15 protein-coding genes are annotated in these 13,748 nt (G+C 60.2%); 9 read left to right on the top strand and 6 right to left on the bottom strand.

The window, feature by feature from the left end; all coding sequences use genetic code 11:
- Positions 1-5 precede the first annotated feature (5 nt).
- Together CEW89_RS16215 and CEW89_RS16210 are read left to right on the top strand one after the other, a co-directional pair.
- On the top strand, positions 6-569 hold the full coding sequence (locus tag CEW89_RS16215) for a DUF1285 domain-containing protein (protein WP_066701961.1): 564 nt from the start codon (positions 6-8) through the stop codon (positions 567-569).
- A gap of 15 nt (positions 570-584) precedes the next feature.
- Positions 585-1,349: a hydroxypyruvate isomerase family protein gene (locus tag CEW89_RS16210; protein WP_096806590.1), complete on the top strand. Its 765-nt coding sequence runs from the start codon at positions 585-587 to the stop codon at positions 1,347-1,349.
- A gap of 4 nt (positions 1,350-1,353) precedes the next feature.
- On the opposite strand, the gene CEW89_RS16205 is transcribed toward CEW89_RS16210, so the two are convergent.
- On the bottom strand, positions 1,354-2,280 hold the full coding sequence (locus CEW89_RS16205) for a cation diffusion facilitator family transporter (protein WP_066701967.1): 927 nt from the start codon (positions 2,278-2,280) through the stop codon (positions 1,354-1,356).
- Positions 2,281-2,655: 375 nt separating this feature from the next.
- Between CEW89_RS16205 and CEW89_RS16200 the strand changes: the two genes are divergently transcribed.
- Positions 2,656-2,997, top strand: coding sequence for a hypothetical protein (locus tag CEW89_RS16200; protein ID WP_096806589.1), 342 nt, complete (start codon positions 2,656-2,658; stop codon positions 2,995-2,997).
- Positions 2,998-3,099: 102 nt separating this feature from the next.
- Here CEW89_RS16200 and CEW89_RS16195 read toward each other — a convergent pair whose 3' ends face one another.
- Positions 3,100-3,327, bottom strand: a complete 228-nt coding sequence (locus CEW89_RS16195; RefSeq protein ID WP_066701973.1) for a hypothetical protein — start codon at positions 3,325-3,327, stop codon at positions 3,100-3,102.
- Between the two features lie 28 nt (positions 3,328-3,355).
- Positions 3,356-4,174: a sulfotransferase family protein gene (locus tag CEW89_RS16190; RefSeq protein ID WP_066701988.1), complete on the bottom strand. Its 819-nt coding sequence runs from the start codon at positions 4,172-4,174 to the stop codon at positions 3,356-3,358.
- 134 nt (positions 4,175-4,308) lie between these two features.
- Here CEW89_RS16190 and CEW89_RS16185 point away from each other — a divergent pair, with 134 nt between their 5' ends.
- A complete protein-coding gene (locus CEW89_RS16185) occupies positions 4,309-5,886 on the top strand; it encodes a DUF5928 domain-containing protein (RefSeq protein WP_096806588.1) in 1,578 nt (525 codons plus the stop codon).
- 119 nt (positions 5,887-6,005) lie between these two features.
- Positions 6,006-6,383 (top strand): HIT domain-containing protein, encoded by a 378-nt coding sequence (locus CEW89_RS16180; RefSeq protein WP_096806587.1) that lies wholly within the window; start codon positions 6,006-6,008, stop codon positions 6,381-6,383.
- A gap of 78 nt (positions 6,384-6,461) precedes the next feature.
- Here CEW89_RS16180 and CEW89_RS16175 read toward each other — a convergent pair whose 3' ends face one another.
- Entirely contained in the window at positions 6,462-7,394 is a 933-nt protein-coding gene (locus tag CEW89_RS16175; protein ID WP_096806586.1) for an ABC transporter ATP-binding protein, read from the bottom strand.
- 196 nt (positions 7,395-7,590) lie between these two features.
- On the opposite strand from CEW89_RS16175, the gene CEW89_RS16170 reads away from it, so the two are divergent.
- From CEW89_RS16170 to polA, 3 genes are all read left to right on the top strand, one after another.
- Positions 7,591-7,773 (top strand): zinc-finger domain-containing protein, encoded by a 183-nt coding sequence (locus tag CEW89_RS16170; protein ID WP_066702008.1) that lies wholly within the window; start codon positions 7,591-7,593, stop codon positions 7,771-7,773.
- Between the two features lie 76 nt (positions 7,774-7,849).
- Complete coding sequence (locus tag CEW89_RS16165) at positions 7,850-8,272, top strand: globin family protein (RefSeq protein ID WP_096806585.1); 423 nt, start codon at positions 7,850-7,852, stop codon at positions 8,270-8,272.
- Positions 8,273-8,364: 92 nt separating this feature from the next.
- A complete protein-coding gene (polA, locus tag CEW89_RS16160) occupies positions 8,365-11,196 on the top strand; it encodes a DNA polymerase I (RefSeq protein ID WP_425321009.1) in 2,832 nt (943 codons plus the stop codon).
- A gap of 87 nt (positions 11,197-11,283) precedes the next feature.
- On the opposite strand, the gene CEW89_RS16155 is transcribed toward polA, so the two are convergent.
- Both CEW89_RS16155 and nth read right to left on the bottom strand, forming a co-directional pair.
- A complete protein-coding gene (locus CEW89_RS16155) occupies positions 11,284-12,270 on the bottom strand; it encodes an adenosine kinase (protein ID WP_096806584.1) in 987 nt (328 codons plus the stop codon).
- Positions 12,263-12,910 carry an endonuclease III gene (nth, locus tag CEW89_RS16150; RefSeq protein WP_066702020.1) on the bottom strand — a complete coding sequence of 216 codons (648 nt, stop codon included), beginning with the start codon at positions 12,908-12,910 and terminating at the stop codon, positions 12,263-12,265. The genes CEW89_RS16155 and nth overlap by 8 nt, the downstream gene beginning before the upstream one ends.
- Positions 12,911-13,072: 162 nt before the next feature.
- Between nth and CEW89_RS16145 the strand changes: the two genes are divergently transcribed.
- Positions 13,073-13,705: a Hint domain-containing protein gene (locus CEW89_RS16145; protein WP_096806583.1), complete on the top strand. Its 633-nt coding sequence runs from the start codon at positions 13,073-13,075 to the stop codon at positions 13,703-13,705.
- Positions 13,706-13,748 lie beyond the last annotated feature (43 nt).

Below are 13,748 nucleotides of genomic sequence, written 5' to 3'. Positions count from 1 at the left end.
TTCCGATGAGTGTTTCCGCAGAGAGCATTGCCGCGGCGATCAAGTCGGCGGAAGGCCGCGGATTACCGCCGGTCGAACGCTGGAATCCGCCGTTCTGTGGCGATCTCGACATGCGGATCGCCCGCGACGGGACATGGCATTATCTCGGCAGCCCGATCGGGCGCGCGCCTTTGGTGCGGCTCTTCTCCACCGTCCTGAAACGCGAAGGAGACCGCTATTTCCTTGTGACGCCAGTGGAAAAGGTGGGAATCACCGTCGATGACGCGCCGTTTCTGGCCGTCGATTTCGACGCAGAGGGCGAGGGCGAGGCGCAAAGCCTGACTTTTCTGACCTCGGTCGGCGACCGGGTCACGGCGGATGCGGAGCACCCGATCCGGGTCGCGACCCGCGACGGTGAACCCGCGCCTTACGTGGAGGTGCGTGCGGGGCTTGAGGCGCTGATCGACCGCAAGAGCTTTTTCCGGCTCGTTGACCATGCTGTCACGCGGGAGATTGACGGCGAGGCGGTTTTTGGCGTCTGGTCGAAAAACACGTTTTTCGAAATCGCGAAAGCCTGCGACCTGACCTGAACCCCGCCTGACCCGATGCCCAAATTCGCCGCCAACCTGTCTTTCCTGTTCAAGGAATACCCTTTCCTCGAACGCTTCGCCGAGGCGAAGGCAGCAGGTTTCAAGGCGGTCGAAGTTCTGTTTCCCTATGACGAACCGGCCTCGGAAATTGCCTGGCGGATGCAGGATCTCGACCTCGAAATGGCGCTGATCAATGTGCCGCCGCCAAATTACACCGGGGGCGAGCGCGGCTTTGCCGCCGTGCCGGGATTGGAAGAACGGTTCCGGCGCGATTTCAAACGCGCGCTCAGATATGCCGAGTTCCTCAAGGCCGGGCATATGCATATCATGGCGGGCAAGGCCAAGGGTGTGGTGGCGCTTGAGACCTACAAGCGCAATCTGGCCTGGGCGGCGCAGGAAGCGCCGAACATGAGCCTCACCATCGAACCGATCAACCCGCATGACATGCCGGGCTATTTTCTCGACGATTTCGATCTGGCAATCGAGGTGCTCGATGCGGTGGCGGAGCTGAACCTCGGGCTCCAGTTCGACGCCTATCACGCCCAGATCATCACCGGCGACGCGATGGCCGCCTGGGAGCGTTACGCGCCCTATGTCCGGCACATCCAGATCGCGGGCGCGCCTGAGCGGCACGAACCGGTGAAAGGTCTGATCGACTACCCGGCACTGTTCCGGGCGGTGGACGATAGCGGCTATTCCGGCTGGATCTCCGCCGAATACATGCCGAAGACACGCACCGAAGACGGGCTCGAGTGGTTCCGGCAGGCGCAATCGGCGTGACGGATCAGCTCAGCGGCTGAACCCCCGGCGCCTCTCCGGCACAGCCCGCCCCGGGCGCTTCGACTTCGAGCGTGGAATGAGCGATGCCGAAACGGTCGCGCAGAACCCGCTTGAGCGCCCCAAGCACTTCGGCCGGGTCGCCTGCGGTCACCACATGCGCCTCGACGGAGGTGCGGTGTTCGTCGATCTGCCAGAGATGCACATGGTGCACATCCTCGACCGCCTCGACCTCGGCCATGGCGCGCGCCACGTCCCCCGCCCTGTGCCCTTCCGGCGCGCCGAGCATCAGGATTCGGATCACCGGGCGGATTTCGACGAAGGCGTGCATGAGGATATAGACCGCGATCAGGATGGTCAGGATCGGGTCGATCAACCGCCAGTCCCACAACAGGATCACCACGCCACCGACGATCACCGCCACCGAGGTCCCGGCATCGGCGAGGTTGTGCAGGAAGGCGGCGCGGATGTTCAGACTGTCCTTCGACATGGCCCAGGTGAGCGCCGCCGTCACCAGATCGACGACAAGCGCAATCCCCGCGATGATCACAACGGTCCAGCCCGCCACCTCCGGCGGGTTGAACAGGCGCGAAACCCCTTCGGCGAAGAGATAGACCGAGATCACCACCAATGTGGTGTAATTGACCATCGCTGCCACGACCTCCGCCCGCCCGTATCCAAAGGTCATCGCACCGTCGCGGGGCCGCCGTGCGATCTTGCGCGCGCCAAAGGCGATGACGAGGGAAATCGCATCCGAGAGGTTGTGGATCGCATCGGCGATCAGGGCCATGGAGCCGGAGATCACCCCGCCGACGATCTGCGCAACGGTCAGCAACAGATTGACGGCAATCGCCCCCGCAACGCGCGCGTCGCCCGCATCCGGGGCGATGTGGTGGTGATGGTGATGTGTGTGAGCATGATGATCATGAGCCATGGACCTATCCATGCTCCAATACACGGGAAATACCAGAGGAAATTGCGCCACAGCCGCGGGCGGAACTCGCACCCGATGTGTCCCGGACAGGCCTGACGTGGCTTTATTCCCAAACCGTCGCGCAAGACATCTCACTTATGTGTGAATGCGCACATTGCTACAATTTTCACATCAATATAAAAATTTTGGCGATTTCCAGTCAAAATCCCGAAAATGTGATCAGCTTTTTCGCACATCATGAGGTCATATTTTGAATATTAGTTCGCATTTACACACGAACGACAAAACCCTAAATTCATTTTCATCGAACGGCGCAAAAATACACAGACCGCGCCGGACACCATTAAAGACACAGATACACAAAGGACCAAAACAATGACCTTCTCTCTGAAAACTCTCTCCGCCGCCGCCATCGTTGCCGTTGCAGGTTCCGCCGCTTTCGCTGGCCCGAACTACATCATCCCCGGCGACCAGAGCGATCTGAAAACCGTGGCTTCCGTGGACCTCGTGCGCGCCGATGAAAACGCCACGCTGCAAGTCTACAACTTCCACGGCGGCGAACGCGGCGCCCTGCTCGGTGCCGCCGATGTGAACGCTGGCGCAAACACCAACGTCAAAGTGCGTCTGACCGCCGCTCCGACCTCCGACGTGGAATTCGTTCTGGTTGGCAGCAACGGCGCGCCGCTCGCAATCAAAACCGCCGACACCTACCAATAAGCGGTCGGCAAACCTCCGGGGGGCGCCTGCGCCCTCCCCACGACACACACGAAAACGCTGCCGGGTTTCCCGACGGCGTTTTTCCACAAACGGGGCTTGCGATCAGGAGCGCCGCAGCGCCTCCACCACGGCGGCAAGTCCGATCAGCAGTGCCGGCTGGAATGTGGCAGCAGCGAAACTCAGGAGAAAGTTGATCAAAGCATATCCGCTGCCCAACGCCCCCGTGCGGGCACTTGCGTAAGAACTGACCATCACCCCCATGACTTGCGCCACGAACAAAAGCACCGCAATCCCCACAAGGATGCGCGGGGCGTCTTCAATGATTTTCATGATTTCCTCTTGAATGTCTGGACAAATATCAGTCGCCGAGCTTTGCATGCACCTCGGCCAGATCTATCTCACCGGTCGGCATCTTGTTGGCCGGGTTTTCGAAATCGTATTTGAAAAGCTGGAAATCCTTTTTGTAGATTTCCCACATCAGATGCATCGAAAGGTCGTCAAAATAATCCTCCACCGGATGCAGCCGCTTCGGCCCATGACCCTCGGATTCGTTGAAGCGCGGAATTTGCGCCAGGTCGACCGGATAGGGTGTCTCGATATGATCGAGCACCTCCTGCATGCCCTCGTTGAATTTCTCGGTGAAGAAAATCTTGTCGTAAGTGCCGCCGTTCACAATGAACGTGGACACATGCCCCGCCATCGCGGACCAGTGAATGTCCGGGTCCATCGGGCGGCGAAAACGGATGGTGTCGCGCACGAACAAAAGGAATCGGCGGAAGCTGGCGATCTGGTCGAACTCCTGCTTGCCGTCCTCGCCGCCGACCTCGATACCGTATTTCTGGATGAGCTGCGGCACGAGCTTGCCGCGATAGCGGCTGCCGTTGCGCTGAATGCCACAGATCTTGTCGAAAAACGATGACAAAACCCGGGTGTAGGGATTGCGCACACAGGTGAAGGCATAGGATTTATGCGCCAGGACATTGGCTTCGATCGGCGCCTGGCTTTCTTCTTGCGACCATTTGTGCAGGCGATCCTTGCTGTCGTGAATGTCACCGTCGAAGAACTCGCCGTGGTCGGAATAGAACATGATCTGACCGATGGTCGAACAGGCACATTTCGGGACAACGCGGTATACCACGCTCTCGCTTTCGGTCATCCAGGTTCCGGGAAAGCCCATATTTACCACAACTCCGTTTATGTCGCGACACCCGCGCGCCTTTTCGCTTTAAAAGCAAATTCGCCTTGATTATTCAATGATTGGTTACGCTTGTATGTGAACAATGCGTTAGAAATGAGGTTACGGTTTCCAATATGGCACGAATTGCCTTCATCTTGCTGTGCCATAAGGACCCGGAAGCGATCATAGATCAAGCCCGGCGTCTGACCCGTGCGGGCGACTACATCGCCATCCATTTCGACGCGCGCGGCGGCAAGGAGGCGTTCGAGGCGATCCGGGAAGGGCTCAAGGACAATCCCAACGTCGCCTATGCCACCAAGCGGATCAAATGCGGCTGGGGGGAATGGAGCCTTGTCGAAGCCACGCTTTACGCCATCGAGGCGGCGGAGGCGGCCTTTCCGCGCGCCACGCATTTCTACATGCTCTCGGGCGATTGCATGGCGATCAAGACCGCCGAATATATCCACGATTACCTCGACCGCGAGGATGTGGATGTCATCGAAAGCTTCGACTTTTTCGAGAGCGACTGGATCAAGACAGGGATCAAGGAAGAGCGGCTGATCTATCGCCACTGGTTCAATGAGCGCACGCATAAGTGGCTGTTTTATCAAAGCTTCTGGATGCAGCGGCGGCTTGGCCTCCAACGCGAGATCCCCGAGGATCTGCAAATCATGATCGGCTCGCAATGGTGGTGCCTGCGCCGCCGCACGATCGAATGGATTCTCGACTTTACCCGGAGCCGCAAGGACGTGATGAAATTCTTCCGCACCACATGGATTCCCGACGAGACATTCTTTCAGACCCTCGTGCGCCATCTCGTGCCGGAAAACGAGATCAAGACGCGAACGCTCACCTTTCTGATGTTCACCGATTACGGCATGCCCGTGGTGTTCTATAACGACCACTACGACCTTCTCCTGTCGCAGGATTATCTGTTCGCTCGGAAAATCTCTCCCGAAGCCAAGGAGTTGAAAAAACGCCTGGGCGATCTGTTCGCTGCCACCGGGGTCGAGTTCCAGATTTCCAACGAGGGGCGGTCGCTGTTCAACTTCCTCACCGGGCGCGGACGGGACGGGCGGCGGTTCGCGCAACGCTTCTGGGAGACCGAAAGCACGCTGGGCCGGGACCGCGAGCTTTTGATGATCGTCTGCAAGAAATGGCACGTCGCCAAGCGACTGGTCTCACGGATCAAGGATCACTCCGACATTCCCTGTCTCGAATATCTGTTCAACGAGGAAAACACCTACCTGCCCGATCTCGGAGGCATCGAGAAAAGCCTCGAGAAACGCACCCGGCACCGGCGGGCCTGGGTGCGGATGCTGTTCGACTATTTCGACGCCGACAAGATGGTGGTCTGTCTCGACCCGCAGGGCATCGAACTGATCCGCGATTTCAATGCCGACCGCTCCGGCACGCGGGTGCTTGAGATCGACTGCGAGTTCACCGACGACTATCTGGCGGGTCACGCCAAACGCACCGGGCTTGCGGGAGAACAGACGCCCGAAGAGGCGCTCCAGCGCCTTTTGCCGACGATCCGCGCCGACATCAATCACGAGAGCGACCGCATCCGCGACGCCGAATTCGACCATTACGAGCGCATCTCGCAATCCAGCACCCCGGAGGAAAATGCGCGCCCCCTTGCCCGCTTCCTCGGCATTCCCGAAGAAACCGCGCGCGAGATCGTCTCGATGCACTACCTGTTTTCCGACTGAGCCTTTTTCGTTTAATCTGAAACGGATTGAACGAAAACGTCACCACATCGCTTTGCGATTGCGACGTTTTGAAAACCTGAGTACCTCGGATTTCGAGACACGCTGCAAGGGAGGCCACGATGCCCTACACCTATGACGATCAGAATATCTTTGCGAAAATCCTGCGTGGCGAGATCCCCGCGAAGCCGGTTTTCGAAAGCGAGCACACACTGGCCTTCCCCGACATTTCGCCGAAGAAAAAGACCCATGTGCTGGTGATCCCGAAAGGCCCCTACCGCTGCTACGACCATTTCGTACAGGCGGCTTCCGATGCCGAACAGCTCGATTTCTTTCGCTCCGTGGCCAAGGTGGCCGAACGTGTGGGCGTGGCCGAATCCGCGGGCGGTGACGGGTTTCGCCTGATCACCAACTCCGGCGCGAACTCGCATCAGGAAGTGCCGCATTTCCACGTCCATCTCCTGGGCGGCGAACCCTGCGGGCCGCTGGTCTGCGACTGAGATTTACATCATATCATGAGAAAACCCCGCGAAACGCGGGGTTTTTATTGAGTATTTCAACCATCGGAAAACCGGATCTCATTTCCCTGAGGTCAGATTGACGAAGACGTCTTCCAGATCGGGCTCCATCGTGCGCACATCGCCAATGGTGATCCCCGCCGCCTGCACCGCGTCGATGATCGCACCGACCGAGGTCTGACGCCGGGAAAAATCGAAGGACAGCGTGCCATCCCGGCGCCGCTCCATCTTGACGCCTTCGGGCAGGCCCACGATCTCGGGGGCCGCGCCCTCCGGTTCGATCACAAGCGTCTTGGCATCCATCATCCCCAGCAGGTTTTTCGTCGTGTCGCGCTTGATCAGCTCGCCATGATTGATGATGGCGATCTCGTCACACATCTCCTGCGCCTCTTCGAGGTAATGCGTGGTCAGGATGATCGTCATGCCGCGCTCTTCGTTAAGCTTGCGGACATTGGTCCAGAGCATCTGACGCAGCTCGATATCGACCCCTGCGGTGGGTTCGTCGAGCACGAGGATCTGCGGGTTGTGCACCAGCGCCTTGCCAAGCAAAAGCCGCCGCCGCATCCCGCCCGAAAGCGTCCGGGCATAGGAATCGGCCTTGTCGGTCAACCCGATCAATTCAAGAATCTCATCGGTGCGCCGATCGCGTTTCGGCACGCCATAAAGCCCGGCCTGCACCTCAAGCGCGCCACGCGGGGTAAAGAACGGATCGAGGTTCAGTTCCTGCGGCATCACCCCGATGGCGGCGCGCGACTGACGCGGGTTCACATCCTGATCGAAGCCCCAGATCTTCACCCGACCGGAGGTCTTGATCACCAGCCCGGCAAGGATGTTGATCATCGTCGACTTGCCCGCACCGTTCGGCCCCAGAAGGCCAAAGATCGAGCCTTGCGGGATGCTCAAATCCACTCCCATGAGCGCCTCTTTCGGCGCCTGCCCCTTGCCCCCCGCATAAGTCTTGCGCAGGGCTTCGATCTCGATTGCGTGTCTCATGCATTCCCTTTCCGGGGCCGAGTGCCCGCGGTTTGCCTCTTGTCCGCATCCCGCGGATGACTATCATGCAGGCCTGATCTAGGCGGTCTCTGGGCACTCGGCAACCGCACGGGCCACACAGCCCCCCTTGCAAAGACCCACACGCTCCGCCAAAGACTGTGCTGACCGCACGTTCAAAGCAAAAGGAACGACAGAGATGACGATTGAAGCGCCGGAAACCGAAGTGGTCTCCTCCTGGAAAGTGGCCTGCGATGGGGGCGAGGGCGCGCTTGGACATCCGCGCGTCTGGCTCGTGATTCCGCATGACACGGGGTTTGTCGAATGCCCCTATTGCGACAAGAAATACATCCACGAAAGCGCCCGCCTCAGCGACGCGTGAGCGATTTTTCCGGAATGTTCTCTTTTCATTAAGGCTTGGCCTGTAACGTCTTTCCAACAGACTTGGGAGACGCATCATGCCTTCGGCCCGTCAAATCGCGCTCGTGCGCAACAATTTCCGGGCGCTGTCACCGAAGCGACCGGATATTTTCATCCCTGTCTACGACCGGCAAGTCGGGGAAGATCCCAAGGCCGCAGCGCAATATGACGGCAGCCTGTGCCAACGTGCACGCGTGCTGGACGGGCTGATCGAACTCGCACTTCTCTCGGCCGATCATCCCACCGCCCTGTTTGCGACATTGCACAAGATGGGGCAGGACTATGCGCATTACGGCTCGTGGCGTGAAAAGCACCCCTTCCTGATCGGGCAAATCATCAAGGCCTTTGCCGAAGCGACCGATACGCATTGGACGGACGAATTGGCCGACGCCTGGGAGCAATTCCTCTATTTCATGGCGGAAGGCATGCTCGAAGGGGTGAATTCCTCCCGCGTGGCCTGAGCGGGCAGGCGAAGGACAAAATGGCGCGCAAGCGCTCCGCCCCGGCTTAGGTGCTTGCAGCCGGTCCGGGCTTCCGTGTTATCAAGGCGCGAATGAAACCGGGACGGGAAACGCGCAACATGACATTCGGCAAGGGCAGCCACCTGCATCTGATCGACGGATCGGCCTTTATCTTTCGGGCCTATCATGCGCTTCCCCCGCTGACGCGCAAATCCGATGGCCTCCCGGTGGGCGCCGTCTCGGGTTTTTGCAACATGCTTTACAAGTATATCGAGGACGCCAGCGGCCATGATGCACCGACCCATGCGGCGGTGATTTTCGATCATTCCGGCAAGACCTTTCGCAACGATCTCTACCCCGCCTATAAGGCGAACCGCCCGCCCGCGCCCGAAGACCTCGTGCCGCAATTCCCGCTGACCCGCGAAGCGACCCGCGCGTTCAACGTCGCCTGCATCGAAATTCAGGGGTTCGAGGCCGATGATGTCATCGGCACGCTGGCGCATCAGGCGCGCGACGCCGGTGGCCGGGTGACGATCATCTCCTCGGACAAGGACCTGATGCAGTTGGTCGGCGACGGGGTCGAAATGCTCGACCCGATGAAGAACAAGCGCATCGACCGCGAGGGCGTCGAGGAGAAATTCGGCGTCGGCCCGGAGCGGGTGGTGGACGTTCAGGCGCTTGCGGGCGATTCGGTCGACAACGTGCCCGGCGCGCCGGGGATCGGGCTCAAGACCGCCGCGCTTCTGATCAACGAATTCGGCGATCTCGACAGCCTGCTGGCCCGCGCCGAAGAGATCAAACAACCGAAACGCCGCGAGACCCTGATCGACAAAGCGGAGCAGATCCGGATTTCCCGCGAGCTGGTGAAGCTCGTCTGCGACATGGAGCTGGATTTCACCCTCGACAGTCTTGAGGTTCAGGAACCGGACGCCGACAGGCTTTTGGACTTCCTGTCGAAAATGGAATTCCGCACCATCGTCAAACGCGTCTCCGACAAGTTCGGCGTCGCGCCGCCTGCAATCCCCGAGGCTCCCTCGACGGCCAGCGCCCCCGACGCCCCCGCGACGCCGGAATCGAAACCTTTCGACACCGCGGCCTATGAAAAGGTCTCGACCATGGGCGCGCTCGAACGCTGGATCGACGCGATCTATGCCCGAGGTTATGTCGCCGTCGACACCGAAACCACCGGGCTCGACGAAATGGTCGCCGATCTCGTGGGCGTGTCGCTCTGCGTCGAGCCGGGCGTGGCCTGTTACATTCCGGTCGGGCATACGGTGGGAGAGGACGATTTGTTCGGCGGCTCGAACCTTGTCGACGGGCAGTTGGCCAAGAATATGGTTCTGGACGCGCTAAAACCCGTGCTTGAGGATCCGAGCATCCTCAAAATCGGCCAGAACATGAAATACGACGCGAAGATTTTCGCGCGCAACGGGATCAAAGTCGCCCCCTGTGACGACACGATGCTGATGTCCTACGCGCTTCACGCCGGGATCAACGGCCATGGCATGGATACGCTCTCCGAACGCTATCTGAACCACACCCCGATCCCGACGAAAGAGCTTCTGGGCAGCGGAAAATCGGCGATCACATTCGACAAGGTGGAGATGACAAAGGCCGTCGCCTACGCCGCCGAGGACGCCGACGTCACCCTGCGCCTCTGGCAGATGTTCAAACCACAGCTCCACGCCGAACGCGTCACCACGGTCTATGAGACACTGGAACGCCCGCTCTCGCCCGTGCTCGCCAGGATGGAAATGGCGGGCGTACTCGTGGACCGCGATGTGCTCTCGCGCATGTCCAATGCCTTCGCCCAGAAAATGGCCGGGCTTGAGGACGAGATTCACCAACTCGCGGGCGAAAATTTCAACGTCGGCTCGCCGAAACAGCTTGGTGAAATTCTTTTCGACAAAATGTCACTCCCCGGCGGGAAAAAGGGCAAGACCGGCGCCTATGCGACCGGCGCCGACATTCTCGAAGACCTCGCCGCCGAAGGCCACGAATTGCCCGCCCGCGTGCTCGACTGGCGCCAGCTTTCCAAGCTGAAATCGACCTACACCGATGCGCTTCAGACCTTCATCAACGCCGAAACGGGCCGCGTTCACACCTCGTACCTGCAAACCGGCGCGGTCACCGGGCGGCTGTCCTCCTCCGACCCGAACCTGCAAAACATCCCGGTGCGTTCAGAGGAGGGCCGCCGCATCCGCGAGGCCTTCATCGCCCCCAAGGGCCGCAAACTCATCTCGCTCGACTATAGCCAGATCGAGCTGCGCATCCTCGCCCATGTCGCGAATATCGACAGCCTGAAACAGGCCTTCCGCGACGGGTTGGACATTCATGCCATGACCGCCTCCGAGATGTTTGGCGTGCCGATCGAAGGCATGGACCCGATGGTCCGCCGCCAGGCCAAAGCGATCAACTTCGGCGTCATCTACGGCATCTCCGGTTTCGGCCTCGCCCGCAACCTGCGTATCCCGCGTGCCGAGGCACAGGGCTTCATCGACCGTTATTTCGAACGCTTCCCGGGCATCAAACAGTACATGGACGACACGGTGGAGTTCGCAAAAGATCACAAATACGTCCAGACCCTGTTCGGTCGCAAAATCCACACACCGGAAATCGGCGCCAAAGGTCCGCAGGCGGGTTTTGCCAAACGTCAGGCGATCAACGCGCCGATCCAGGGCTCCGCCGCCGACATCATCCGCCGCGCCATGATCCGCATGCCCGAGGCGATCAAGGACCTGCCCGCCACCATGCTGTTGCAGGTGCATGACGAATTGATTTTCGAAGTGGACGAAGATGCCTGCGATGCGGTGATCGAGGTGGTCAAGGACGTCATGGAAAGCGCCGCCGCCCCTGCCGTGCATCTCGATGTCCCGATCGAAGTGGACGCGGGCATCGGCGACACCTGGGCGGAAGCGCACTAGACGTTTCCTTTGCTGTCCAAATACTCAAAACGGCGCGCAGGTGGAAACCCGCGCGCCGTTTCGAGTATTTAAGCCATCCGAAAAGCCTCAGATCAGCCCCTGTTTCTGGAACAGAATCTTCATGTCTGTCTCGGGGCGCGGCCCGATGTGAGAGATGACCTCGGCGGCGGCGACGCAGCCCATGCGCCCGCTGGTCTCAAGGCTCTGGCCGGTGGCCAAACCATAGAGGAAGCCCGCCGCGAACTGATCGCCCGCGCCGGTGGTGTCGACCGGCTGCACGCGATGCACCGGCACAACGGCCTCCTCGTCCCCGCGCACCAGAACCACGTCGGAGCCGGAGCGGGTGCAGACCACCAGCCCGGATTCGCTTGCTGCGGTTTCCAGCGCCGTCGAGAGGTCCGTCTGGTAGAGGCTTTCCCACTCGTGCTCGTTGCCGATCACGAAATCCATTTCCTTCACAAATTTACGGAAATCGTCACGGTGACGGTCGACGCAGAACGGATCGGACAGCGAAATCCCGACCATGCCGCCCGCCTTGTGGGTCAGCTCGGCGGCGCGGTTGAACGCCTCCTTGCCCTTGGGTTTGTCGTAGAGATAGCCTTCGAGGAACATGATCTCCGTGTCTGAGGCGGCCGATTCCGGCACGTCCTGCGACGAGATTTCCGAGGAAATCCCGAGATAGGTGTTCATCGACCGCTCGCCATCCGGCGAGACGAAAATCATCGACCGCGAGGTCGGAAGCTCACCACCGGGCACCGGCGGGTTCACGAAAGACGTGCCATCGGCCTCCATCTCGGCGGCGTAGAACCGCCCCAGAGCGTCGTCATGCACCCGGCCGATAAAGCCGGTCTTGAGCCCCAGCGCACCAAGCCCCGCCAGCGTATTGGCGACCGAGCCGCCCGGCGTCTGCACCCGGTTGGTCATCGCACCGTATAGCATCTCGCCCCGTGCGCGCTCCACAAGCTGCATGATGCCCTTTTCGATCCCCATGAGTTCAAGGAACGTGTCATCGGCCTGGGTGATCACATCGACGATGGCGTTGCCGATGCCGACAACCTGATAGGTTTTAGTCAAGGTTCTTCTCCTCGAAGTCACAGAGGTCACGGATGAGACAGGCGCTGCATTTCGGCTTGCGCGCGGTGCAGGTATAGCGCCCGTGCAGGATCATCCAGTGATGGGCATGTTGTTGAAATTCGGCGGGAATATGGTCTTCGATGGCGCGCTCGACCGCGACGACATCCTTGCCGACCGCGACGCCCGAGCGATTGCCGAAACGAAAGATATGGGTGTCCACCGCCTGCGTCGGCACATGCCACCACATGTTCAGAACGACATTGGCGGTCTTGCGCCCGACTCCCGGAAGGCTCTCCAGAGCGGCGCGCGACGAGGGCACTTCGCCCTCGTACTGATCGACGAGAATCTGGCTCAGTTTGATGACGTTCTTCGCCTTGTTGCGATAAAGCCCGATGGTCTTGATGTGCGCGATCAGCCCCTCTTCGCCGAGATCGAGCATCTTTTGCGGTGTGTCGGCGATCTTGAACAGCTCTTTCGTCGCCTTGTTCACGCCCTTGTCCGTGGCCTGCGCAGACAGTGCCACGGCCACTACCAGCGTATAGGCATTGGTATGATCGAGTTCCCCCTTCGGCTCCGGCTCGGCGGCTCGGAAGCGGGTGAAAATCTCTTTGATCGTGTGGTAATCGAGCTGTTTCGTCATAAAGGTTCTAATGCCTTGTCCGGCCCGGTCGGGCAAGCTGTTCCTGTGTCGCGAAAAGTTTTCATAAAATGCGATGCAAACAAAGGGCAAATCGCCCTGGGCGATTAAACCCGCGTTCAGGTCTCTGCCGCAAAATGCCCCGTGAGTTTCGGGAAAATCGACATGATTGAGAACACGGCAATGGACAACGGCGCAGCGCCTGGCGCCCTCTCCGGATTTGGCCCCGGCGTGGTCGTCGAAACGACGGAGGGCCCACAACCGGTCGAATGGCTGCGACCCGGAGATCTCCTTCTGACCCGCGATCACGGCTATCGCCCGGTGATCTGGACCGGGCGCAGCCCCCTCTCCGTCGCTCCGCCCGTGCGCATTGCCGCGGGGGCGCTCGGAACACGCATTCCGGATCGCGATCTTGTCCTGTCCTCGGCCCATCACGTGCTGTTGCGCTCACCACAGATCGAACTGCACTTCGCGACAGAGGAGGTGCTCGTGCCGGTCTCCGACATCGCGACAGAGGAGGAAAGCGGCATGTCCCTGGCGGACCCCGCCTATGGCTATTGCCACATTCTCATGGGCCAGCATGAGCTCATTCTGGCGGAAGGGGTCTGGCTCGAAAGCCTGTTTCCCGGGGAGACCACGCTCAACCTGCTCGGCGCCGTGGCGCGTGCCGAGATCGCCACGAGACTCGGTCAGGATGCCATGGCGCGGCTGCATACGGCCCGCCCCCTGCTCCTCCCCGGCGAGGCCGCCGCCCTGCATCCCCGCTCCGCCATCGCTGCCACACGCATGGCAGCCTGATCCGAATGGAACGGATCACAGAGCTTTGCACAAGTTTCGGGTC

Source organism: Celeribacter ethanolicus (genome assembly GCF_002407265.1).
Lineage (GTDB): Bacteria > Pseudomonadota > Alphaproteobacteria > Rhodobacterales > Rhodobacteraceae > Celeribacter > Celeribacter ethanolicus.
This window is presented reverse-complemented; position numbering and strand designations above follow the sequence as displayed.